This window comes from Peptoclostridium litorale DSM 5388, assembly GCF_900141635.1.
Taxonomy (GTDB): Bacteria; Bacillota; Clostridia; order Peptostreptococcales; family Peptostreptococcaceae; genus Peptoclostridium; species Peptoclostridium litorale.
The window spans coordinates 73,788-98,403 of sequence record NZ_FSRH01000005.1 but is presented as its reverse complement, the minus strand read 5'-3'; the positions used below and the strand labels follow the sequence as shown (position 1 = coordinate 98,403).

General features: G+C 41.2%; 27 protein-coding genes. All 27 read right to left on the bottom strand.

The window, feature by feature from the left end; all coding sequences use genetic code 11:
• Positions 1–217 precede the first annotated feature (217 nt).
• Positions 218–1,996, bottom strand: a complete 1,779-nt coding sequence (locus tag BUQ87_RS06240) for a methyl-accepting chemotaxis protein (protein ID WP_038266049.1) — start codon at positions 1,994–1,996, stop codon at positions 218–220.
• A 207-nt stretch (positions 1,997–2,203) separates the two neighbouring features.
• Positions 2,204–3,139: a transketolase family protein gene (locus BUQ87_RS06235; RefSeq protein ID WP_038266047.1), complete on the bottom strand. Its 936-nt coding sequence runs from the start codon at positions 3,137–3,139 to the stop codon at positions 2,204–2,206.
• Positions 3,132–3,959, bottom strand: a complete 828-nt coding sequence (locus tag BUQ87_RS06230; protein ID WP_038266046.1) for a transketolase — start codon at positions 3,957–3,959, stop codon at positions 3,132–3,134. The genes BUQ87_RS06235 and BUQ87_RS06230 overlap by 8 nt, the downstream gene beginning before the upstream one ends.
• Before the next feature lie 49 nt (positions 3,960–4,008).
• A complete protein-coding gene (locus BUQ87_RS06225) occupies positions 4,009–4,758 on the bottom strand; it encodes a WecB/TagA/CpsF family glycosyltransferase (RefSeq protein ID WP_038266042.1) in 750 nt (249 codons plus the stop codon).
• Positions 4,755–5,876 carry a polysaccharide pyruvyl transferase CsaB gene (gene csaB / locus BUQ87_RS06220; RefSeq protein WP_038266039.1) on the bottom strand — a complete coding sequence of 374 codons (1,122 nt, stop codon included), beginning with the start codon at positions 5,874–5,876 and terminating at the stop codon, positions 4,755–4,757. Before csaB ends, BUQ87_RS06225 begins: the two co-directional genes overlap by 4 nt.
• Positions 5,869–7,935 (bottom strand): DUF5693 family protein, encoded by a 2,067-nt coding sequence (locus BUQ87_RS06215; protein ID WP_038266035.1) that lies wholly within the window; start codon positions 7,933–7,935, stop codon positions 5,869–5,871. Before BUQ87_RS06215 ends, csaB begins: the two co-directional genes overlap by 8 nt.
• A gap of 112 nt (positions 7,936–8,047) precedes the next feature.
• Positions 8,048–8,554 carry a hypothetical protein gene (locus tag BUQ87_RS06210; protein ID WP_052636172.1) on the bottom strand — a complete coding sequence of 169 codons (507 nt, stop codon included), beginning with the start codon at positions 8,552–8,554 and terminating at the stop codon, positions 8,048–8,050.
• 55 nt (positions 8,555–8,609) lie between these two features.
• Complete coding sequence (locus tag BUQ87_RS06205; protein ID WP_052636171.1) at positions 8,610–10,247, bottom strand: glycoside hydrolase family 26 protein; 1,638 nt, start codon at positions 10,245–10,247, stop codon at positions 8,610–8,612.
• 61 nt (positions 10,248–10,308) lie between these two features.
• Complete coding sequence (locus tag BUQ87_RS06200; protein WP_052636170.1) at positions 10,309–10,689, bottom strand: type II toxin-antitoxin system PemK/MazF family toxin; 381 nt, start codon at positions 10,687–10,689, stop codon at positions 10,309–10,311.
• The gene (locus BUQ87_RS06195) at positions 10,661–10,942 is read right to left on the bottom strand and encodes a ribbon-helix-helix domain-containing protein (RefSeq protein WP_038266033.1); all 282 of its coding nucleotides are present in this window, start codon (positions 10,940–10,942) and stop codon (positions 10,661–10,663) included. Before BUQ87_RS06195 ends, BUQ87_RS06200 begins: the two co-directional genes overlap by 29 nt.
• Positions 10,943–10,975: 33 nt before the next feature.
• Positions 10,976–12,133 carry an alanine racemase gene (alr, locus tag BUQ87_RS06190; protein WP_038266031.1) on the bottom strand — a complete coding sequence of 386 codons (1,158 nt, stop codon included), beginning with the start codon at positions 12,131–12,133 and terminating at the stop codon, positions 10,976–10,978.
• A 297-nt stretch (positions 12,134–12,430) separates the two neighbouring features.
• Entirely contained in the window at positions 12,431–12,877 is a 447-nt protein-coding gene (locus BUQ87_RS06185; protein ID WP_038266028.1) for a CBS domain-containing protein, read from the bottom strand.
• A gap of 31 nt (positions 12,878–12,908) precedes the next feature.
• Positions 12,909–13,286: a holo-ACP synthase gene (gene acpS / locus BUQ87_RS06180; protein ID WP_242943790.1), complete on the bottom strand. Its 378-nt coding sequence runs from the start codon at positions 13,284–13,286 to the stop codon at positions 12,909–12,911.
• A 27-nt stretch (positions 13,287–13,313) separates the two neighbouring features.
• On the bottom strand, positions 13,314–13,880 hold the full coding sequence (locus BUQ87_RS06175; protein ID WP_159434276.1) for a hypothetical protein: 567 nt from the start codon (positions 13,878–13,880) through the stop codon (positions 13,314–13,316).
• 216 nt (positions 13,881–14,096) lie between these two features.
• Complete coding sequence (locus BUQ87_RS06170) at positions 14,097–14,507, bottom strand: F0F1 ATP synthase subunit epsilon (protein ID WP_038266022.1); 411 nt, start codon at positions 14,505–14,507, stop codon at positions 14,097–14,099.
• 5 nt (positions 14,508–14,512) lie between these two features.
• Complete coding sequence (gene atpD / locus BUQ87_RS06165) at positions 14,513–15,907, bottom strand: F0F1 ATP synthase subunit beta (RefSeq protein ID WP_038266019.1); 1,395 nt, start codon at positions 15,905–15,907, stop codon at positions 14,513–14,515.
• A gap of 44 nt (positions 15,908–15,951) precedes the next feature.
• Entirely contained in the window at positions 15,952–16,809 is an 858-nt protein-coding gene (gene atpG / locus BUQ87_RS06160) for an ATP synthase F1 subunit gamma (RefSeq protein WP_038266017.1), read from the bottom strand.
• A 63-nt stretch (positions 16,810–16,872) separates the two neighbouring features.
• On the bottom strand, positions 16,873–18,381 hold the full coding sequence (atpA, locus tag BUQ87_RS06155; RefSeq protein WP_038266014.1) for a F0F1 ATP synthase subunit alpha: 1,509 nt from the start codon (positions 18,379–18,381) through the stop codon (positions 16,873–16,875).
• A gap of 20 nt (positions 18,382–18,401) precedes the next feature.
• Positions 18,402–18,944 (bottom strand): F0F1 ATP synthase subunit delta, encoded by a 543-nt coding sequence (locus tag BUQ87_RS06150; protein WP_038266011.1) that lies wholly within the window; start codon positions 18,942–18,944, stop codon positions 18,402–18,404.
• The gene (gene atpF / locus BUQ87_RS06145) at positions 18,932–19,441 is read right to left on the bottom strand and encodes a F0F1 ATP synthase subunit B (RefSeq protein WP_038266009.1); all 510 of its coding nucleotides are present in this window, start codon (positions 19,439–19,441) and stop codon (positions 18,932–18,934) included. Before atpF ends, BUQ87_RS06150 begins: the two co-directional genes overlap by 13 nt.
• A 254-nt stretch (positions 19,442–19,695) precedes the next feature.
• Positions 19,696–19,962, bottom strand: coding sequence for an ATP synthase F0 subunit C (gene atpE / locus BUQ87_RS06140; RefSeq protein ID WP_038266007.1), 267 nt, complete (start codon positions 19,960–19,962; stop codon positions 19,696–19,698).
• A 129-nt stretch (positions 19,963–20,091) separates the two neighbouring features.
• Complete coding sequence (atpB, locus tag BUQ87_RS06135; protein WP_038266005.1) at positions 20,092–20,778, bottom strand: F0F1 ATP synthase subunit A; 687 nt, start codon at positions 20,776–20,778, stop codon at positions 20,092–20,094.
• 184 nt (positions 20,779–20,962) lie between these two features.
• Positions 20,963–21,331 (bottom strand): ATP synthase subunit I, encoded by a 369-nt coding sequence (locus BUQ87_RS06130; RefSeq protein WP_038266298.1) that lies wholly within the window; start codon positions 21,329–21,331, stop codon positions 20,963–20,965.
• 26 nt (positions 21,332–21,357) lie between these two features.
• Positions 21,358–21,606 (bottom strand): AtpZ/AtpI family protein, encoded by a 249-nt coding sequence (locus BUQ87_RS06125; protein WP_038266004.1) that lies wholly within the window; start codon positions 21,604–21,606, stop codon positions 21,358–21,360.
• A 269-nt stretch (positions 21,607–21,875) separates the two neighbouring features.
• Entirely contained in the window at positions 21,876–22,991 is a 1,116-nt protein-coding gene (wecB, locus tag BUQ87_RS06120; protein ID WP_143182421.1) for a non-hydrolyzing UDP-N-acetylglucosamine 2-epimerase, read from the bottom strand.
• Between the two features lie 4 nt (positions 22,992–22,995).
• A complete protein-coding gene (locus BUQ87_RS06115) occupies positions 22,996–24,045 on the bottom strand; it encodes a glycosyltransferase family 4 protein (RefSeq protein ID WP_038266000.1) in 1,050 nt (349 codons plus the stop codon).
• Between the two features lie 26 nt (positions 24,046–24,071).
• Entirely contained in the window at positions 24,072–24,524 is a 453-nt protein-coding gene (locus tag BUQ87_RS06110) for a deoxycytidylate deaminase (protein WP_074210056.1), read from the bottom strand.
• Between the last annotated feature and the right edge of the window lie 92 nt (positions 24,525–24,616).

The following is a 24,616-nucleotide window of genomic DNA, read 5'->3' as shown; positions in this document are numbered from 1 at the left end:
TTTATAAATTTTTATCAAAGTATCCCCGAATACCCCTTGAACATTTACCTGTTCAAGAGGTATTCGCTTGATATCAACTGATACGAGCTCTAAATACAATCTGAATTTGTTAAATAAAAACCACACAGAGTATTCATACTCTGCAAAAACCTTCAAATTGGCCAAAAACAGATTAATTGCATATAATTTACTATTTGAGCTCATACACTTCACATCTCTACATATTAAATCTGTTTATGACTTCGTCCAATCTGTCTACTACGGACTTCAGGCTTTGTGCAGTGTCCGCAATGGTTTGCATTATTGAGCTTTGCTCTTCCATTGAAGCCGAAACCTCTTCTGTCGATGCCGCCGATTCTTCAGTTACAGCTGATATGCCTTCCATGGATCTTAAGACATCATTTCTTTCATCATTTACAACGCTTATATGGTCTACCAGACTGTCTGCCTTTTCAAGCATGTCTTCTATAACAGATTCTATTTTCATGAAGGCCCTCTCCGCCTCACTCATAGATTCTGCCGCATCCCTGTTTATAGCTTCTCCTCTGTCCATATTGGATTTTACTTTTCTCACTTCATTTTGAATTTCTTCTATCATGCCATTTATCCTTTTAGTGGACTGTCCCGTCTCTTCTGCCAGCTTTCTTATCTCATCAGCGACGACCGCAAATCCTCTTCCGCTTTCTCCGGCCCTAGCAGCCTCTATGGCGGCATTTAGCGCCAAAAGATTAGTCTGCCCAGATATAGCTTCTATTGTTGTTACAATTTCTCCTATGGAAATGGACTTGTCTGCAAGCACATTTATGTTCTTTGCTATTTCGTCATTCGAATCAGTGCTCTCTTTAAACTTGTCCACAAGCGCTTCCATGGCCTTTATCCCCTGATGGCTAACCGTTTTTGACTCATTGGAATTCTTTTTGACCTCCTCTGATTCCTTCACCGAAATGTTTATCTCTTCAGAGAGCTTCTGAAGCTTTATAACTCCGGTTTGGACGTCATTTGCCTGCTCCGTGGCCCCTTGTGCCAATTCTTCTATTGCCACATTGACTGCCTCTATTCCATCCACTATTTCATTTGTTGAATTGGATATTCCATTTGAATACTGGAGTACTTCTCCTGAATTGCCCTTGAGCACATTTATTATTTCGCTCAGCTCTTTCCTAAGATTGATTACAGATCTGGCTATTATACCTGTTTCATCCTTATAATTAAGCAGTTTTTCAATATCTTCATTATCCGATAAGTCCAGATTCGCCGTTTTGTCTACAAGCTTTGTCACTTCTAAAATAGGCTTTGTTATCTTCTTTGCAAAATATAGTGACAGCATCACTCCAAACGCCACTACAGCCAGAGATAGAATTACTGAAATCCTTATGCTCTTGCTTATCTCTTTTTTGATTGCTTCTTCCTTTTCCTGTATGAACTTCTCTATGTCATCTATATAATTTCCAGTTCCCACTACCCAACCAAAAGGCTCAAACGACTTGCTGTAGGCACGCTTTGGATACGCCTCCTGCTCTCCGCTTTTGGGGAACCAGTAATCTGTATATCCGCCGCCTTCTTTCAATCCGTTTGATATTATCTCCTGTATTATAGGCTTGTCGTTCACATCCTTAAGGCCCATCCTGTTGGTTCCCTCTACATCTTCTTTCCCAAGCAAAACAACATTGACCCCATCCTTTGTGTCAACCCAAAAATATCCTTCTGCTCCATATCTCATGCTGCGGACCATATCTGCTCCCTGCGTTTTTGCCTCTTCCAAAGAGATTTCGCCCCTTTGGTATCTTTCATATACGCCGCCAAGCATGCTTACAGCAGTTTCCACCTGTTCCTTTACCATTTTGTCGTATTCATCATAAGACGTATTCCTAAACGTTTCAATCATATTGCTGTTCATTTTGGTCATGTAGTGTATTCCCGTGCCGCCTATGACTAGTGCTGTCAGTATTGAAATTATAACCGTCAGGCCTATTACCTTGCTGCTTATCTTCTTCATGGTCAAAAACCCCTTTCACATATGTCTAATAATGTTATCGACAAATTTCGAGATTTTTTAAGTGTTTTTTGTATAATTTGTATGTTTTGCGGTTTTTGTCGAAATGCAAATAATGCCTGCAAAATCCACGTATTTCACAGTGAATCTCACAGGCATTATCAAAAACTCCATGTGGCTTACAGCCATTTATTCAATTGAACTCATAGTCTATTTCTTTTTCAGTACATCCTTTGCAGCCTTTACTATTTCTTGTGCAGTAAGTCCGTATTTTTCAAGAAGGTGTGCCGGCTTTCCAGATTCTCCGAAAGTGTCATTTACTCCAACCATTTTCATTGGAACAGGCTTTTCCTGAGATACAACCTCGGCAACTGCGCTTCCAAGCCCTCCTATTACATTGTGCTCTTCAGCAGTTACTATCGCTCCTGTTTCAGCAGCAGCCTTTACTATCAAGTCCTTGTCTATAGGCTTTATAGACGACATGTTTATAACCCTTGCGCTTATTCCCTCCTGTGCAAGCATTTCACTTGCCTTAAGAGATTCAGCAACCATTATTCCACATGCTATTATAGAAACGTCCGATCCGCCTGCAAGCTGAACTCCTTTTCCAAGTACAAACTCATAATCTTCGTCAAACAGCACTGGAACTCCTGATCTTCCCAGTCTTGTATAAACAGGACCATTGTATTCAGCTATGCTGAATATGGCCTTTTTAGTCTCCTCTGCATCCGCAGGTACTATAACGCTCATATTTGGAAGAGATCTCATTATTGCTATGTCTTCAAGAGCCTGGTGAGAAGCTCCGTCCTCTCCAACAGTTATTCCAGCGTGAGTCGCACATATCTTGACATTCAGCTTCGGATAGCATATTGAGTTTCTTATTATCTCAAATGCCCTTCCTGCAGCAAACACTGCGAATGTCGATGCAAAAGGTATTTTTCCTGACGCCGCAAGTCCTGCAGACGCTCCCATAAGGTTCGCCTCTGCTATTCCCATGTTAAAAAATCTGCTTGGAAATTCAGATTTAAAGTCCGCAGTCTTTGTAGACTTTGAAAGGTCCGCATCAAGAACTACAACTTTAGGATTGCTTTTTCCAAGTTCCACAAGCGCCTTTCCGTACGCTTCTCTTGTAGCTATTTTACTCATTGCATTCTCCTCCCAAATCTCTTAAAGCTATCTCTTTTTGTTCATCATTAGGAGCCTGGCCATGCCATCCTGCCTGATTTTCCATGAATGACACACCCTTGCCCTTTATAGTCTTTGACAGTATCATAGTAGGCTTTCCTGCTGTAGCCTTTGCAGTGTCAAGCGCTGTGAATATCTGATCAAAATCATGTCCGTCTATTTCTATTACATTCCATCCGAATGCGGTAAACTTCTCTCCAAGCGGATCAACTCCAAGCACTTCTTCATTTTTTCCGTCTATTTGAAGCCCGTTATTGTCTAGAAAGGCAACAATGTTGTCCAGCTTGTAGTGAGCCGCACTCATTGCAGCCTCCCAAACTAAGCCTTCCTGAACCTCTCCATCGCCTAAAAGTGCATATACTCTCCATGGAGATCCTTCCATTTTAGAAGCCATGGCCATTCCACAAGCTGCAGAAAATCCCTGTCCAAGTGAACCCGTAGACATCTCTATTCCCGGAGTCCCTTTCATGTCAGGGTGTCCCTGAAGCATTGAGTCCACCTGTCTAAGCTTCAAAAGTTCGCACTTGTCAAAGAATCCCTTTTCAGCAAGCACGCTGTATACCACAGGCGCCGCGTGTCCTTTTGAAAGTACGAACCTGTCCCTGTTTTCCTTTTTAGGATCTGCAGGGTCCACATTCATTTCATCAAAGTATAGAGCCGTAACTATTTCAACCGCTGAAAGAGAACCGCCCGGGTGTCCAGACCCAGACTGGTGAAGCATGCTTATTATGTTCTTTCTGACCTTTGCGGCTACACTTCTTAGCTCCTTATGATTTCTCATCAAGTAAAACCTCCCAATTAAACTCTTTCTATATAAACTCAGCCTAAGGCTAGTTTTCTCCTCTTTTAATAACTTCAACCACGAATTTTGGAAGAGCCATCATCCTTTTGTATCTCCACGGCTCTTTTATAAGCCTGTAAAGCCACTCAATCCCTAGATTTTGATATACCTGAGGAGCCCTTTTGACTTCTCCGGCGTATACATCAGTACTTCCTCCAACGCCCATTATCACATTTGCATTGAGCATGTTCGCATATTTTTTTATCCAAAGCTCCTGCTTTGGAGCTCCAAGCGCTACAAAGAGCACATCCGGCCTTGCACTGTTTATATGGTCTATAACCGCCATTTCCTCTTCATGGCCTTCACATCCCACATGAAGCCCCTTGAAATATCCGTGATTTGTGCCGCAAAAGTGAATGTCAGGGTATTTGCACGATATGTTTTCTGCTGCCATTTGTGCAACTCCGGGCTTTCCTCCCATTATGAACACGTCCTTCTTGTTCATATCACAATACCACAGCACCCTCTCCATAAGGTCTATGCCGGTGACCCTTTCCTTGAGGGGTTTTCCAATTATTCTAGATGCGGCAACAAGCCCTATTCCATCGGGGACCACAAGATCTGCTCCGTTTATAAAATCCCAAAGCTCCTTGTTGTCTTGTGCCTGCATGACTATTTCGCTGTTAGGAGTGCATACTACGCATTTATCCCCGTTTTCCATATGCTCTACTATTTTCGACAAAGCGCTGTTCATGTCAACTCTATCAATGGGCACGCCCAAAATGTTCAATTTACTCAACTTTTCCACCCCTGAGCTGCTGATTTTAAAAGTTCATTTAAAGCCTCATTATGGATTTTGACCTGCTTTGAAAGCATAGTCGTCTTTTCTTTTATATATTCTCTTTCACTGTCGATATTTGAAAATATATGTTTTATCTCATCTATTATATCATTAAAATTAAAATTAAAAACACTAGCTGCGGTTTTTTTGCCTATCGATGCCATAAAGCTGTCTATTTTAGGGTCATATGACACAGCTACCGCAGGTACACCCATAAGAACCGAGAATATGAGTCCGTGTAGTCTCATCCCTACGAATACATCCATGTTGGACACTAGCGAAAGATAGTCCTCAACATAAAGGTACTCCTTTAAAAGATGCACTCTTTTTTTTGTACTGCTGTCGAGCGACTCATATATGCTCTCCATTATAGCAAGATCCGAATAAAAATGGAATGGCATGAGTACTATCTCACAGTCCATCTCATTAGCCACAGCTTCGCACAGGCTTGAAAATTCACGCTTTATATCAATGCCCTTATTCCATGGTCTTACGGACATCCCTACAAGTTTTTTGCCTTTAGGTATCCCCATTTTATCCAGCACTAAGGCTCCTTTTGCACCGCTCGGTTTTTTCATCCCAAATACTGAATCCGCTGTTACAAGTATGTCCTTTTGTACCCCCATATCCCAAAGCTCTTTTTGGGATTTTTCGTCCCTTACGTTTATGAGGTCCACTCTGCCCAGAACCTTTTTTAAAAATTTTCTGTTTGAATGCTTTATAACTGGCCCTATTCCCTGTGAATACACCATGACCTTCTTGTTCATCAGCTTTGCAATATATATTATTGAAAGGTAGTACAGTATCGACCTTTTGGATGTGACATCCTGAAAAAGTGAGCCTCCACCGCTTATCAGGACATCGCACCTCATTATCTCCCACAAGAGCCTGAATACGTTCATCCGTCTTGCTGAGCGCACATTGTGCTTTTGAGCAGTGAATCTCGGATGCTGGGAGAGCACCACTATGTCACATTCACTCTCAGTCTGCCTTAGTCCCTCTATCAGGGCCTTCAATATAGCTTCGTCTCCGACATTGTTGAATCCGTAATAACCGGAGACAAGCACTCTATGCATTTTTATATCTCCTCTCAATTAGATTCCAAATCACATTTACAATTCCTACAATTACAGCCCCCACCAATACCCCTATTGCTATTTCGTATATGGATCTGTACAGCGACATGTACAGTGGAGTCCTAATGTGCGAGAATGTATTCACTATATTGCCCTGGCCTATTGACACTGCAAGTGAAATAGGCAGTACAAGCCATTCCTTCTTTCTGTATGCCATATATACCAGCATGAGCATTGCCGGATGTGCAATTGTTATTGCCTTTGTTCTAGGCCTAGCCTTCAGTACGTATTCAAGCGTGTTTCTTGACAGTATTTCAAGTGAAGACGGCTGTATAGAAGTTTCATGGCCCATTCTGGCTATATAGACTATTGCAAATGCTCCCAGTGCGCCTGCAAGCACGACATGCCATACCTTTATGTTTTCGTTCAAAAGCCTCAATATCTCGTCTTTTGAAATTGTGTTTCTATCCTGCGCTCTCTTGTATCCGAATATGGCCATCCATATAAGCACTGTAATGCCTATAGGGCCCACCTGTGAAATCTTGACTCCCCTGAATATGTCCATTTCCAGAAGGTATTTTGAATGAGAAAGAAGCGAAGTCTCAAACATTGCACCCACAAGAGATATTGCCGACATTATCACAAGCAGTATGGCGCTTTCGACCACTATGTCCTTTGTCCTTATCTTTTCACGCTTTGGCGCTGCCAATATCTTTTTGACCATGTTGAGTCCCGCAAACATCGCCACAGAAGGCAGTATTATTGACGCCAGCAGGGCAAATACCTTTGCCGCCATGTCGGTCGCCATACCCGATGCGAATATGGCAACTGTACCAGAAGCCGCAACTCCAAACAGTATTGTAAATAGCTTTTCCCTTGACCTTACCATGTTCTCAAGCAATACAAATCCGGCTGCTACAATTCCTGCCGCAACGCCCATCTGCATCAGCCTGTTTGGATAATTTGTATTCATAGGCTGTACAGGATCTATGCTGATTTTATGCCTGCTCAGCCTCTTTTCAAGCTCTGCAAATCTCGCCCCGTATATTTCCATATCGGTTACATATCTGTCCTTTCCATCGATGAAAGGCTTGAAATATACGACCCTTATGTTCCTTTCAGTAACAGCCCTGTATATTGAGTTCATGACCTCCTGTCCGCTTCTGTGGAAAGGTATTTGGTAGTCGAATCTCTTTTGAAGGTACTCCCAAAGATTGAATACCCTTGTGGCATTGTAGTCCAGTTTCTGTACGAGCTGTTCCATGCCGTCCTGCTCAAGATGCTCCCTTTGGACGCTGTTTTCTATCATTCCAGGCATTATGCCCCTTGACTTCATCTCATTTGCAAGGCGCTCAACATTGTCCGCTCCCCCGAGCACCTCTTTTCCTGCAAATATCATGACTCCGGGCTCTATTCTATTTTCATCCAAGAAGTCAAAATAAAAGTCTATACTCTTTTCATCTTCATACTCTGAAGTGTAAAGAGGCCTTGGCACCACTTCAAGCCCTGCCTTTTTTATGAGGTCTATATCAGACTTAAGGTATCCAAGCCCTATGAACTGCTTTTTGGTTCCCTGAGCTATCTTTTTAAGTCCTATAGTATTGCCCTCGTTATCCTTTACATACGTTTCATCAAATATGTAGTCTGATCTATTCCCCAGTATTTTCAGAGTGTCCTCATCTACAATCTCAAAGCTGTCTTTCCCTAGCTTTTTCTCATAGCCGTTCTTTACAAACTGGAGTATATCCTGGTCTTTCGAATCCACTATGATATCATATCCCTCAAGCCTTACGTCCACATCTACATTTTCAGCAAGAGAATCCAGGGTAGTCTCTACAATTCCTACCGATGCAACTCCAAGCTTTTTGAACTCTTTTAAGAAATACTCTGCATCATGCTCGTTTGATTCAGCCGCCATATTTAGCACCTGTTCGTAGTCGAGCACAATGTCCACATTCTTGTAATTTTTTTCAGCACTGATTCGTCCCTGCAGCAAAATTCCCGAACAAATCATTCCTATTATAAGGAATATCGCCAAGTGTTTTCTGATTTTAAGCATATGTATCATCCTTTCATAATAAGCATGAACCAAACTCTTTAATTATACAATAAAAATGGGGGTATTTATACCCCCATTGATAACAAATTCAGCCTTGATATTTCTTATTGGCCTATTTAATTTCGTATTCTCCCGTAACCATTAATATGCATTTTGTAACAGCCCTTATTCCCCTTCCGTCATCCCTGGGAATCATCAGAAGATGGTTTGCTGGAACGTCGTACCCGGCTCTAAGATCTACGCCCTGCGTAATGTCAACTATTCCACCCTGTGGGCTGTCTATTATGCTTCCCGTTCCGCCTCTTAGTATAACCTGTGCACCCGAAGCAAATACTGCGCTTTTGCCCGCTTCGACCTCTACTATTTGAAGTTCCTTCTGCACAGGATCACTTGAAGAACTCTCACCGCTGGCCATCTTTGAATATATGTCACTTATCTTAGTCTCTATATTTATGCCCCAGTCCTCAATCTGTTTGTCCACGTATGATTTTGTAACCACAGGATCGCCTTCAGACCCAGGCTCAAATCCGGCTCCAAAAGCCACAATTCCCGCTCCGGCTACAGCAGCTGTTACATAAAGTATCTTTGTAAGCAATTTAAACTTGGCATTTCCAAACATAACATGCTCCCCTCTTTGGCAATTCCGATTTTCATTTCATATCAGTCAATTCTGCTTAATGGTTTTTCCATATTAAATCAATCGCATCTTCGGTAGTTTTCCTTTCCGAAAGCTCGAATACGCTCTTCATGGAAAAATGAGGGTTCTTGTTTACTGAATTTTGGAATGCCCTATACGATCTTTTAGATGAATCTATATTATACTGCCACTTCGTATCCACCTGGTTGAACCATACGGCTATTTTTATATTGGGCATATTTGCAAATTCATTGAAGCCGTCATTTATCCACTTTGCCTTGTCCCCGCCGTCTTCATTACATGAAAACTCAGTTATCATAAATGGCTTTTCACTGTAATGCTTCATATAGTCGTTGTAAAGCGGATAGTATATCTCGCCAAATTCCCTCCAGCTGTCTCCATTAAACGAAGTCCCATTGTTATACCCTGTAAGGCCTACCCAATCGACGTATTCATCTCCAGGATAGTACATGTGTGAGTTGTTCCATACAAAGTCCGGATACGATCTGTCGTGTGGATTCCATACAAACAACGCATTATCGGCGCCCTCCTCCTTGAATATGTTCCAAAGATGCTTCCACGCCTCGTTGTAAAGCTCAGTATCCTTTCCGAAATACCATGCGCACCATGCGTCCCAGTCCCCGTTCATCTCGTTTGCAAATCTCACAAAAACCGGATTGCCTATGCTCTTTATGTCCCTTGCCCATTTTCTTATATACTCGTCATAGCTTCCCTTTATTATCTCTGGTATAAGTACTGTACTTTCGCTTTCAAGATTCTCATTTTGGGTCTTGTCTATGTAGGTCCACGGCTGCCATGTTAGCATTATCACCCTGCCATCCTCATACACATCCTCAACTTCGTCCAAATTGACATCATGTTCAAAATCCGAATATGTCATGAGAAATTCAAACTTCCTGCCCATTTCCTCTTCAAACGGCTTAAGATTTGACGTATAGTCAGACCCGTCAAGATTGTGGGGATGCATTATACCCCAAAGCATCCTCTGCCTTCCTATCTTTAGTCTTATATTTTCGCCCTTTATGTCTATATCTTTGTCCTCATAGGAAACCGCATAGTCTGCTTTTGCTTTTTCAAACACCCACGCACTTGAAGCCATATCGTTCAATAGACTCTTGTAGTATTCCAGGTTGTCCGAGTCTGTTTTAAGCCAGAACGTAAGAACCCTGCTTTCATTTGGGTAAATCGAATTTATTTCAAAATATGCATTCTTGTCGTTCTCTATATTGTCTATTTTGTCTCTTTCATACATGAATTCAACTGCTCTAACACCATTTGAAAGCTTTATGTCTTTTTCATATACGGGCCTGAAGCTGCCCCTTGAATTGTTTATCTGCTTGTTACTGTAGTTTATGTACTCCCTAGCTGAAGTTTCTTTTATATCCTGGCTATATATGTATATGCTGCTTCCGTCAGGCCCATAAAACCTTATCGCTTCGTCAGACGGAGATTCTTCAATTGAAAGAATTCCAGGTACTATAATCCCAAGTCCTGCCGGATAGGACACAAACTGGTTCGGATCTGTCTGCTCTTGAATCCCTATTTGAGTCTCAGTTTGCACTCCTTCTTCGTATGCATATGATATTGGTCCGCATTCAAAAGCTTGAATCCACGCCAATGTAAATGCAAGTATGCCTAAAAGCCACCTTTTCAATTCAATCACTCCATTTGCAGTATTTTGAGAAAATACAAAAGTGAGTCTTTTTCAAGACTCACTATATTTCTATCAATCCCAGGCTTATCTGCAGTGCTTCGTCCACCTTGTTCATCATCTTTCGATCGAAGCTCCCTATCTTTTCCCTGAGTCTTTTTTTGTCTATAGTTCTTATTTGCTCCAGCAGCACAACCGAATTCTTAACAAGACCGTATTCGTTTGCTCTTATCTCAACATGAGTAGGGAGCTTTGCCTTGTCTATCTTTGCTGTTATTGCCGCTATTATAATCGTAGGACTGTATTTGTTACCTATATCATTTTGAACCACAAGAACGGGTCTAACCCCCCCCTGTTCTGAACCCACAACAGGGCTGAGGTCAGCATAATAAATATCTCCTCTTTTTATTTCCTCGTTATTCACCTTTAGACATCTTCCCTTCATAGGTCATCAAGGAAGACATGTCGACTGCCAATCCCATTTCAGCAAGGGTAAGGTTGATGCTGGCCATTTCACTATATCCCGCTATCATCTCGTTTTTTATTTTGAGCCTTTGTCTTTGCCTGAGAAGATAAAATCTGGCGGCTTCATTCATAAAATCCGAAAAATCTTTCATCTCAAATCTTATCACTTCATCTATTTCTTCTACTAGTTTGCTTGGTAAACTGACAGTGATCTTCTGACTAGAACCAGACAATCAAAACCGCCTCCTCATCTAACGATTACTAGTCTATTTTACCAAATAATCTACCACATGTAAAACTTTATTTTCCGCCATATATACCCTTGGAATCCTCCTAGCAACCATGCAAACTATTTCATAGTTTATTGTACCAAGAGCATTTGCAAGTCTTTCAGCTCTTACGTCCTCATCTTCTCCAAATATTATGACTTCATCGCCTACATTTGCCTCTACCCCGTCAATATTTAGCATCGCTTGGTCCATACAAATGTTTCCCACAACAGGTACTATATCCCCATTGACTTTGACACTCACTTTTGCACTGAGCATCCTTGTGAATCCATCTGCATATCCTATTGGCATAGTAGCTATCTTTGTCATATGATCTGTAACATATTTGAGTCCGTATCCAATTCCCCTTCCAGCTTCCAAATCCTTTATGTGGGATATTGAAGTCTTCAGAGTCATTACAGGTTTTAGCGGAAGCCTCTCCTTCATAACTTCGTCGGATGGATAATGCCCGTAGAGTATTATCCCTGGCCTTACCATATCCATGTGGTATTCAGGTATGTCCATAGTAGCCGCACTATTGCACACATGCTTTATAGGTATTTTTATTCCTCTAGCTTCAACCCCGTTTGCTATATGCATGTAGCCTTCATACTGCTTTTGGGTAAATGTCTTGTCCTTTTCATCCGCTTTTGCAAAATGAGTGAACAGGCCCACTATTTCAATGTTTTCAAGCTTTGATATCTCCTCTATTGCATCTATTGTTTCTTCTTCAACCTGAAATCCAAGTCTCGACATACCTGTGTCGATTTTAATATGTATCTTCGCCTTTCTTCCCAGCCTTACCGCTTCGCTATTTAGTTTTTTTGCCGATTCAACCGAATACATAGTGAGGTCTATGTCGTTTGAAATGGCATCTTCATATGTAATTTCCGGCATGTATCCAAGGCACATTATTGGCACGCTTATGTCTGCAGCCCTAAGCTCTAGAGCCTCATTCACATTTGCGACTGCAAGATAATCGGCGCCTTCCTCCACAAGAGTCTGTGCAACCTGGATAGAACCATGTCCATAGGCATTGGCTTTTATTACGCCACACGTCTTAGTACCTTCCTTTGTTAGACCTTTAATGTTTTTAAAGTTTTCCCTCAAGTTATCAAGATTAATCTCCGCCCAAGGTCTGCTTGTATACTTCATAATTTATATATCCCCCTTTTCATGATTGCCAAACACCATTTATGTTGTTTGGCTCCTGTTATTTTGAAATATTGTTGTGTTTCCCCAAGTACAGCTTGTGTTATCTTTGACAAAAATCAAACCGTCTTCACTTAATATTCTAAATATTCAGTCCCTATTTTTCAACCTATAATCCACAAAAATCCAATGATTTTTTTTCGTACATTAAAATCCACCCCTAATTCCATCCGCACATATACATTTAGCTCAAATAAAAAATCAGAGCATCCGCATTTCGCCTATGCTCTGTCTTTTAGATTAAAATACAGCTTTTATTATGTCATATCTGCATATCATGCCCTTTAGCCTTTTTTGTTCATCTGTCACAGGAACCCTGTTGATTCCCTTTTCAAGCATTATATTGGCTACAAGCTCCATGTCATCATCTTCCCTGACTGTAATCACGTTTGGAGTCATTATGTCTTCAGCCTTGTATGCAGCTATTTTTTTTATGTCTTCCTCGAATTTCTTAAAACTCTCCAAAAATACTATTCCCTGCAGTATTGCGATATAAGATGGTATATGGACATTCTTTTCCTTTTTCACAAGATCCGTTTCAGATATTATGCCTACTACCTTGCCGTCATCATCCACAACAGGAACTCCGCCGATTTTATTGTTTATAAATATCTGAGCTATTTCCTTTATGGGTGTCTCCCTTTTTACAGAAATCACATCGCTTGTCATTATATCTGCTGCTTTCATAGTATCCCCCCATTTTCTATTTTCAAGCTACCTATAGTTTTGAGTTCTTCACTGCAATTGCATTTGCCACAGCATATGATTTCGAGTGGGAAATTGATACCATTATATCGTCTATTCCAGCCTCCATGCAAATATCACGCAGCCTTCCGCTCATGCATACGACGGGCTTACCCAGGGAGTCGCGGCTTATCTCTATGTCTTTAAAAGACAGCTTTCTTATCCCCGTTCCTAAGGCTTTTGACACAGCCTCTTTTGCGGCAAAACCACCTGCAATGCTTTCGGTGCTTAGTGCCTTTTGATTAAAGTATTCAATTTCCGCATCCGAAAAAACCCTTTTTAAGAAATTTGAATTTTTGCCGATAGCCCGCTTTATTCTATCTGTTTCAACTATATCTATACCTATACCCATTATGGTGTGCATGAATCTTTTGCTCCTCTATTTGAAAAATTTCCTGTCCAGCTTTTCCATTTCCTTGCTTCCCACTGTATTGTGCATAAACGAATACATAGAATCCACCTTCACGCTCAGTTCGTCCCGTTCCTTTCTCAACATGTCCAGCTCCGCCCGCTTATCTTCTATGGTTTCATTAACTTTTTTCAGCTTTCCTTCGTCCGCAGCTATGTTCTCATAGACATGCTTTATAGTGCTTTTCAAAAGCTCCATGTTTGCATTTTCTATCTCTCCAGGCAGCTGTTCCAGCCTTTCATAAGAATAGTCAATCTTTCCATTAAGCATTTCAATTTCCTCTTTTGCGCTATCGAGTTCATCATGAGCGTTTCCATTTGAGTTTTCATTGAGTTCTCTCGAAAGGAGTACTATTTTTGCCATTACAGTCCTTTTTTGAGTCTGCATCTGAGACAGTGATTTTTTGACCTGGCTGTTTTCCTTTACAAGCTCAAGAAGATTCCCGTACCATTTTTCCATTTCCCTGCTTCTCGATATGGAATAGCATCTTTTCCATGGCTCGTGCTCAAGGAGTACCGGTATTTTGTTTTTCTTCAATACTTTTTCAGAAATATTAAAATTGACTCTTTTTCTTCCTAACAGCATGCACATGCTCCTTTTCTCAGTCTTTCTCTAATACAATATTGCACCCAGACCATTTTATTTAATAATACCATATGAATCATCAATAAAATATGGTCCTTTTTGTTTAATATACCAGAAAAGGACAGGGTTATCCCTGTCCTTTTCATCATTTCTTATCAATTTGTGAATCTAGTCTTTTTTTTCGGCAACCTTTATCCTGTTAAGAGCCCTCTTGAGCTTAGTTTCTGCAAACAAAACGTAAGTCTCGTCTTTTGGCCCTTGCTTAAGTTCTTCTTCTGCAGCCTTTTTAGCCATTTCAGCCCTGTCTAGGTCTATATCTGAAGGCCATTCTGCCGCATCAGTAAGAATTGTCACCTTTTCCTTGCCTACCTTTACGAAGCCTCCTGCTATAGCTGCTTCTTTAAAGTTTCCGCCTTTTTTTATCTTTACAACTCCGATGTCAACAGGAGCAACGTAGTCAACGTGGTCTTTAAGTATACCAACGTCCCCTTCCTTTGTCCTTACTATGACCATTTCCGCCTCGTCGTCGTAAAACTTTTTATCGGGAGCAACTATCTCCAGTTTGAATACTGAAGCCATTATATCTACTCTCCCTTCTTAGCTTTTTCAACTGCCTCTTCTATTGTTCCAACATATAGGAATGCTGACTCTGGAAGATCGTCATGCTTACCGTCAAGTATTTCATTGAACGCCCTTATAGTTTCCTTCAGTGGAACATATTTTCCTGCCATACCTGTAAACTGCTCAGCAACGTGGAATGGCTGAGACAGGAATCTTTGTATTTTTCTTGCACGAGCAACAGTAAGCTTGTCTTCGTCAGAAAGCTCGTCCATACCAAGTATTGCTATGATATCCTGAAGCTCTTTGTATCTTTGAAGAACAGCCTGAACCGCACGTGCAGTATCATAGTGCTCTTTTCCAACTACCTTAGGGTCAAGTATTCTTGATGATGAATCAAGAGGGTCAACCGCTGGGTATATACCAAGAGATGCTATCTCTCTTGCAAGAACCGTTGTAGCGTCAAGGTGTGCAAACGTAGTCGCTGGCGCTGGGTCAGTAAGGTCGTCCGCTGGAACGTATACTGCCTGAACTGATGTGATAGATCCTTTCTTAGTAGAAGTTATCCTCTCCTGAAGGGCACCCATCTCAGTTGCCAGTGTAGGCTGGTATCCAACCGCTGAAGGCATACGTCCAAGAAGCGCTGAAACCTCTGATCCTGCCTGAGTGAAACGGAATATGTTGTCGACGAACAGAAGAACGTCCTGTCCCTCTTGGTCTCTGAAGTACTCCGCCATTGTAAGTCCTGAAAGCGCAACTCTCATCCTCGCTCCAGGCGGCTCGTTCATCTGGCCGTAAACAAGAACTGTCTTGTCTATAACGCCAGACTCTATCATCTCGTTGTAAAGGTCGTTTCCTTCCCTTGTTCTCTCTCCAACACCTGCGAATACAGATATTCCACCGTGCTCTTTGGCGATGTTGTTTATAAGCTCCATTATAAGAACCGTCTTACCAACTCCGGCTCCTCCAAACAGACCTATCTTACCACCCTTTGCGTAAGGCGCTATAAGGTCAACGACCTTTATACCCGTCTCAAGTATCTCTGTTGAAGCTTCCTGCTCTTCAAAAGAAGGAGCGGCTCTGTGTATTGGCCATTTTTCTGCATCAACCTGTGGCTTGTTGTCAACTGGCTCTCCAATGACATTGAATATTCTTCCCTGAGTGGCCTTTCCTACTGGAACGGCTATTGCCCTTCCAGTGTCTACAGCGTCCATACCTCTTACAAGTCCGTCTGTAGAGCTCATCGCTATACATCTTACTGTGTCGTTACCTGTATGCAATGCAACTTCGACAACTACTTTTCCTTCTCCATGCTGTATTTCAATCGCATTCAGGAGTTCTGGCAAGTTTTCCGGATCAAACTTTATGTCAAGTACAGGTCCGATTATCTGTACTACTTTACCCACATTATTTTGTGGCATCCTTTATACCTCCTTAGTTAAGAGCGTATTGCCGCAAGTGCTTATTATATAGCACTTGCTCCGGCAACAATCTCTGAAAGTTCTTGAGTTATGGAAGCCTGTCTAGCTCTGTTGTACAGAAGATCAAGCTTTCCAATCATATCTTCGGCATTTCCTGTGGCAGACTCCATGGCCATCCTTCTTGCACCCTGCTCAGATGCTGAAGACTCCACTAGTCCTCCATACACTATTCCGCCTATGAATTTTGGAACAAGGTAGTTTAGAACTTCTTCCTCTGAAGGCTCGTAGTTCATTACTCCCTTTCCCTTTTTATCTTCAGGTGCATCTTCGCTTTCAAAAGAAAGAGGAAGAAGCTTTACCGCTCTAGGCTCTTGAACAAGCGCAGATGCAAAGTATGTATATACAAGATATACTTCGTCAACTTCACCCTTGCTGTACAGTTCCATTACCTTTGCAGCAACATCCTGGCCGTGAGAATACTCAGGCTTTTCAGATATTCCTGTATAGCTTTCTAAAACATCATAACCTCTTTTAGAGAAAAAATCCCCTGATTTTTTACCTATTGTAACGACTTTTTCCTTTTTGCCGTCCATGTGCGCAACCGCAGCTTTAAGTGCGTTTGAGTTATATCCTCCACAAAGACCCCTGTCTCCAGCAAGAACTATATAACATCTATTTTTAACGTCTCTTTGCTCCAAATAAACATTTTTTATTCCCTTTGTACCTACAGCTATTTCCTTTATTGTGTCATAAAGGGTTTCGAAGTAAGGTCTTGACTGGACAACAGCATCCTTTGCCCTTCTTAACTTGGCTGAGGATACAAGCTCCATGGCTTTGGTTATCTGCTTTGTATTCGAGACGCTTTTTATACGTCTTTTTATATCCTTCATTCCAACGCCCATATTTCACCCTCCGTCAAATCGGGCGAGAGTCAGACATTACAAGTCAAACTGCCCAATTTATTATTAAGCGTTAAAGGACTTTTTGAATTCCGTTATTGCAGCCTTTAACTTATCTTCCATTTCACCTTCAAGTTTTCCTGTCTCACGTATGGTCTGTCCTACTTCAGGATAGCTCTCGTCCATGAACTTGAAGAACTCAACTTCAAACGCAGTTACCTTGTCAACAGCTATCTCTTTAAGATGATTGTTTGTAACAGCGTATATTATCATTACCTGATTTTCAGCTGGTATAGGAGCACTCTCGCCCTGCTTTAGAACCTCAACTATTCTCTCTCCCTGAGCAAGTCTTTCCTGAGTATCCTTGTCAAGGTCCGAGCCGAACTGTGCGAACGCCTGAAGCTCTCTGTACTGTGCGTACATAAGTTTTAGCGATCCTGAAACCTTCTTCATCGCCTTTATCTGAGCACTACCTCCAACCCTTGATACCGATACCCCTGGGTTAACCGCCGGTCTTATACCTGCATTGAACAGCTCCGACTCAAGGAATATCTGTCCGTCAGTTATAGATATAACGTTTGTAGGTATATAAGCCGAAACGTCTCCAGCCTGAGTTTCTATTATAGGAAGTGCTGTAATAGATCCTCCGCCAAGCTCGTCTGAAAGCTTTGCAGCTCTCTCAAGAAGTCTTGAGTGAAGATAGAATACGTCTCCAGGATACGCCTCACGACCCGGTGGTCTTCTAAGTAGAAGTGACATCGAACGGTAAGCAACCGCGTGCTTAGAAAGGTCATCGTATATTATAAGAACGTGCTGTCCGTTCTCCATGAATTCCTCTCCTATTGTACATCCTGCGTATGGAGCAAGGAACTGAAGCGGTGCAAGCTCTGACGCTGTAGCCGCAACTACTGTTGTATAGTCCATAGCGCCGTTTTTCTCAAGAGTGTCAACTATCTGAGCAACAGTCGATCTCTTTTGTCCTATTGCAACGTATATACATTTAACGTCTGTATTTTTCTGGTTTAGTATTGTATCTATGGCTATAGTAGTCTTACCAGTCTGTCTGTCGCCTATTATAAGCTCTCTTTGTCCTCTTCCTACAGGTATCATAGAGTCTATAGACTTTATACCTGTTTGAAGCGGCTCGTGAACAGATTTTCTAGCTATTATACCAGATGCAACTCTCTCAACCGGTCTGAACTTGTCAGACTTTATAGGTCCCTTGCCGTCTATAGGCTGTCCAAGAGCGTTTACAACTCTTCCCAGCATAGCGTCTCCTACTGGAACCTCAACTATTCTTCCCGTACTCTTTACAGTGTCGCCTTCTTTTATATGTTCGTCAGAACCAAGAAGCACGGCTCCTACCGAGTCTTCCTCAAGGTTAAGCGCCATTGCGAAAACTTCCCCTGGGAATTCAAGAAGCTCTCCGGCCATACATTTTTCTAGACCGTGAACCCTTGCTATACCGTCACCAACGCTTATTACGCTGCCGACATCTTTAAGTTCTATTTTACCCTCATATCTCTTGATCTGCTCTTTTATAATCGAGCTGATTTCTTCAGGCCTTAGATTCATGAGATTTCACCGACCTCCTATTATGCTATTATTTGGTGTAATTCTTCTTTAAGCTTTCCAAGACGCCCTTTTACAGTTCCGTCTATCTCTTCGTTTCCTATCTTTACAAGAATTCCACCCATAACCTCTTCGTCTATAACATTTGTTATTTCGACATTTTTTCCAGTCATCTTAGAAAGCGTCTCTTTTAGGGCTTCCATATTCTCTGGTGTAAGAGGTATCGCTGTAACCGCAATTGCATCTGCGGCATTCTTGTGTTCATTCGAAAGCTTTTTAAACTCAACATTTATCAGCTCTATAACGCTCACTCTGTCCTTGTCTATAAGAACTTTTATGAAGTTAAGCAGCTGCTGGTTTATCTTGCCCTTAAAAACATTTTCAAGAAGCTCCTTCTTCTCTCCCCTTGGTATAAGGGGAGTCTTAAGCGCATTGAAAAAGTTTTCGTTTTCCTTAAGAATACCAATCAGTGCACCAAACTCTTCTACAAAAGTGTCTAAGGTGTTGTCTTCGACTCCTACTTCAAACAGGGCATTCGCATATCTTTTAGCAACTAGTTCTGCCATTGAGCTTCCCCTACCTCTTGTATAAAGTCATGTATAAGTTTTTCATGATCGTTCTTGTCTATGTCCTTGCTTATTACCTTAGAAGCTGCAAGCACTGCCATGTTTGATATCTCATCTTTAAGCTCGTTAAGCACTTTTTGCTTTTCTCTAGCTATTTCAATCTGAGCCTTGTCCATAAGCCTGTTTGCCTCTTCACGAGCATCCTTAACTATTTCATCAGCCTTGCCTTGAGCCTTGTGAGAAGCGTCCTGCACTATCTCTCTAGCCTCTGCCTTAGCTTTTTCTATTTTAAGCTCGTATTCTTTTCTCATTTCATTAGCTCTTACTTCTGCCTCTTCAGCCTCTTTGAATGAATTAGCTATTTCATCTCTTCTCTTTTGCATGAAACCTGAAACCGGTTTGAAAAGAAGCTTTTTCATTATAAGAAATAATATCAGAGTGTTTATCCATTGGAATACAAGCTCTATGTCTATCCCTATAAAACTTTTGAAGTCCATGCTCTTCCTCCTTTCCGCATAACCATGCTAAATAGAGCGTATAGCTCTTACCCATAAAGTCAATCTACTTAAATCAAGGAGATGTTTTTCATCTCCCAGTGAATATCAAGGGAGCCGCGCCAGGTGTTTCAAAAAAACCTCTTACTTGTTTTTTTGAAACACCCAAGCGGACACAGCTCCCTGCACATGCAAACTGTCTACTAAGCAGCTTTTGAATGATTTATGTAGTCCTATGGGCATTTAATTTTTTAATCTTATAGTAGGTTTAGTAGTGGGTTTGCAAATAGAAGTATAAGTGCAACAACTAGACCGTATATACCTGTTGACTCTGCAACTGCCGCACCAAGTAGCATTGTTCTAACTACGTCTGCCTGAGCTTCTGGCTGTCTTCCAACTGCCTCTGCACCTTTACCTGCAGCGAATCCCTGTCCTATACCAGGTCCTATACCTGCTATCATCGCTAGACCTGCACCTATTGCTGAACAAGCTAGTATTAAAGCCTTACCTGTGATTGCTTCCATTTTAAATTTCCTCCCTTTTTTCTTTTGAAATATTTTAGTTTTTTATTTTTAAATTTTTTTAAAATTTAAAAGCGTTTTTATGGTTCTCTACATTTGAAAATCAGATTGACATAAAATTTAATGCATCAATTATTCCGCCATTGCTACGAAAACCATTGTAAGCATTGTGAATATGAATGCCTGCAGCACTCCAGTGAACAAGTCGAAGTATATACTTAGAACTGCTGGTATACCAACTTGGAATATTGGTATTGGGAGTCCAACAAGGCCTGTACTCACCCAAGCCAGGAATCCATACAGCAGGCTTGTTATAACCATACCTCCGGCTATGTTACCAAAGAGACGGAAACTAAGCGACACCGGGTTTGCAAGCTCACCTATAAGGTTAAGCGGTAGCAGCGCTGGAAGCGGCTCTAAATAACCTTTGAAGTATCCACCTACACCTTTTGTTCTCAAACCCTGCGCCTGCACTAGTACAAATGTCACAAGAGCCATTGCAAGAGTTGTGTTCAGGTCTGCAGTAGGGGCTCTAAGCCCTAGCAATCCCACAAGATTCGCAAGCATAAACAGCAGGAACAACGTTCCTATGTAAGGTGTGTATCCAAGGTTGTGCTTACCCATAGTCTGCTCAACCATGCCGTAAAATGCATCGACTAAAAGTTCAACAAAGTTTTGAAGCTTGCCTGGCACCTTTTCAAGCTTTCTTGTTCCTACATAGGCAAATGTTATAAGTACAAGCATTATAAGCCAGGTTGTTGTTATAGTCTCACTTATTCCTATCCCACCTATATGAAACATAATCTTAGGTCCGTTCATGACTAACCTCCTTTCATCTTTCATTTTGTTTTATTGTATTTTGTAAATAAAATTAAAAAGGTAAACAAGATTAAAAAGTGAATATTGAAAAGCATTGTTTTGTATTTAAAATACAAAGTGCAAAATCCATATATCTGAAAAGTATTATTTAAAAACAATTTAAAAATTTAAAAAATTTAAAGCGCTATTCCATGCTGCTGTGTCTGCTTCTGATTCCCACATAGAGTGAAGCTATCTTCGTAAGGAAAAGTCCTATAATCGCACCTATGAAGTCTATGTACGGGGCCTTAAGCGCTAGTATAAGCACTGCCGCAGTTATCACAAGCCTTATTGTATATCTTGTACCCGCATGTATCTGGGCTCTTCCGGGATCCATTTCCACGACTTTTTCAATTGTTATTGCAAGCAGCCTGAAATTTATTACTGAAAACACGCTTCCAAGCAGCAGCCCCAAAAGCATCGCCTTGCTGTATGTATATGTTGCAAAGAGTATTCCTATTATTATAAGGTCTACAACTAATACACATTTTACTATTCTTTTGGTTATGTCCATAGTGTTATCCAATTGTATATCACGTCCTAGTCTTTTTTATCCCTCTCATCATCTTTTTTATCCCTCATGACCAGCTTGTACATGTTCATGAATGATGATGCCACTCCGATTACTATAAATATAAATAGAAACAGCGGAGACTTGTCAAATTTTTTGTCCAGGTAATTTCCTATCCAAATCATCACCAATATTGGAGTAACCATAGATATTCCCAACTGCGATATTAAACTCAAGTTTTCAAGGGCCTTTACCCAATTAGTTTTACCATTTTTCATATTGCAACTCTCCATAATTTTTATTGGCATGCCCTGTTTAAGTTTAAAATTTAACCAATTCCTTTTATATTATACAATGAAAACGCTTTTTTTTCAAAACCTAAAATTTTATTTTTTTATACATATAAAATGACCACTTAAAAATTCTATCACAAAATGGATAGTTTTTCATCTTTTTTTGGTTTTCAAGCCATTTTTCTGTTACTTTTAAAAAAATCTCGACTGACATAATATGTTTTAAAAATGTCAATCGAGATTGATTTATCTGTCTATTTAAAATATTTCAGCAGCTCGGTGTTTATTTTTTGACAAGCCGTACCATCTCCATATGGATTCACAGCTCTGGCCATTTTTAAATATTCAAGTTCGCTGTTTATTAATTCAGAAGCAGCCTCATATACAGACTCTTCTTCCACTCCGGCCACTTTGACAGTGCCCGCCTGTACAGCTTCAGGTCTTTCAGTTTCAGTTCTCATAACTATTACCGGCTTTCCAAGTGCTGGAGCTTCTTCTTGTATCCCGCCTGAATCAGTCATTATTATATAGCTTTTGCCCATTATATTTGCAAATGGCTCATAGTCAAGAGGTTCTATGAGGTGTATCCTTCTGTCTCCTCCAAGTATTTCCCTGGCAATATCCCTGACTGTCGGGTTCAGGTGCATAGGAAATACAACTTCCACCTCTTCATTTTCGTTCACAAGCCTTTTAACAGCCCTGAATATACTCTTCATGGGCTCGCCCCAGTTTTCTCTTCTGTGGCACGTCAAAAGAACCACTTTTTTGTTATTGTAGTCTATTTCGTCAAGCTCGTTTCCAAATCTGTAGTCTTCTTTTACTACAGATAAAAGGGCATCTATTACCGTGTTTCCCGTTACTGATATACTGCTTTTGGCTACATTTTCAGCCAAAAGATTTTCAACATTCCCCACGGTAGGCGCAAAATGAAGCTCGGCTATTGAACTCGTGATCCTTCTGTTCATTTCTTCCGGATAGGGTGAATATTTATTATTGCTTCTAAGTCCTGCCTCCACATGACCTACAGGCACTTTTGCATAAAATGCCGCAAGAGCTGAAGCAAACGTCGTAGTAGTGTCTCCGTGAACAAGAAGCATGTCAGGTCTTTCCTGCTGAAGCACGGACTCCATGCCTTTCAGCACCCTGTTTGTGATGTCGGTTATTGTCTGTCCATGCTGCATTATGTCAAGGTCATAATCCGGCTTTATGTCAAACAGCTGTAGCACCATGTCCAGCATCTGCCTGTGCTGCGCTGTGACACATACCTTCACGTCAAACTGTCCATTTGATTGAAGTTCTTTAACCAGTGGAGCCATTTTTATGGCTTCGGGCCTGGTTCCAAATACAGTCATTATCTTTTTCATATTTATCATCCTATTCTATCTCATCATCAAGCGAAAGTAACTTAAGCTTCACTATGCCGTAATATAAAAGAAGTGCAACTCCCGATATTACCAGCATGGATTCCTGAAGGCTTACCTCGCATATAGTTACGGCGCTTGCTCCAAGCACTATGCTTATCCCATACAAAAACAGCACCGTCTGTTTTTGTGAAAGTCCCCTGCTTAAAAGCCTGTGGTGGAGATGCCCCTTGTCCGCCTGCACTATCGACCTTCCGTTTGCAGCCCTTCTTATTATGGCAAATGTGGTATCGAATATTGGAAATCCCATAGCAAGTACAGGTATTGCAACTGCAAGCGCCGCCGCGGATTTCATAACACCTTCAACAGATACTACAGCCAGTATGAATCCGAGCAGCAGCGATCCCGTATCCCCCATGAATATCTTTGCCGGATTGAAATTATAAGGCAAAAATCCAAGTGCTCCACCTGCAATAGCCATGAGGAGAATAGCTGCAGTATACTGACCGTTTATAAACGCGACAAATGTAAGTGTAACTGCTGCTATTGCAGAAACCCCAGCTGCCAAACCATCAAGTCCATCTATCAGGTTTACAGTATTTGTAGCTCCCACTATCCACAAAAGCGTAAGCGGATATCCTAAAATCCCTATGTATGCCATTCCATCGACTCTGTCAAATGGATTTGTAAGCCACTCTATCCTCACTCCAAAAGCCATAACTATTACAGCTGCAAGTATTTGAGCTGAAAACTTGACTTTGGGGCTTACAGGCTTTATGTCGTCGACTATCCCTATTCCCACTATTATTAAAGATCCTATTATTACAGCTGCAAGCTTTGGGCTCATCTGGACGAATGCAAGCGATGCCGCCAAAAAACCGCAGTATATGCTTATTCCTCCAAGTCTTGGTATAGGCGTTTTGTGAACCCTCCTGTTGTCCTTTGGGACATCTATCGCCCCAAGCCTGTGCGCAAGCTTTATAACATGCGGTGTGGATACATATGATATTACAAACGCCACCATAAAAGAGAGTAGCATCTTTAAAGTTTCTGAAAGTTCCATTAATGTCCCCCCAATTTATTGTTATGTTAAAATTCTTTATCGAATTTAATCATTTCTATTCCCGCCTCTTTCAATATGCCCATTGAAAATTCATCAGGGTATTCACCTTCAAACACTATTCTATTTATGCCTGCATTTATTATCATTTTCGCACAAAGCACACATGGCATTGTAGTGCAATATATAGTTGAATCCTTTATGCTTATTCCATTGTGTGCAGCCTGCACTATGGCATTTTGCTCCGCATGTATAGCTCTGCAAAGCTCATGTCTCTCCCCTGATTTTATGCCGAGTTGCTGCCTCTTGCAACCTATGTCCAGGCAGTGCTTAAGGCCTTTTGGCGCTCCATTGTAACCCGTAGAAAGTATCTGCTTGTCCCTTACTATTATTGCGCCCACCTGGCGTCTTAGACACGTAGATCTTTTTTTCACTACATGTGCTATTTCCATAAAATACTCGTCCCATGAAGGTCTCTCCACTCCGGCCCCTCCTTAAAAAACTTTGTCATTTTTCATTCTATACCCTTTTATTAAAATATACAAGACATATGGACAACTTGTAGCACTACTGT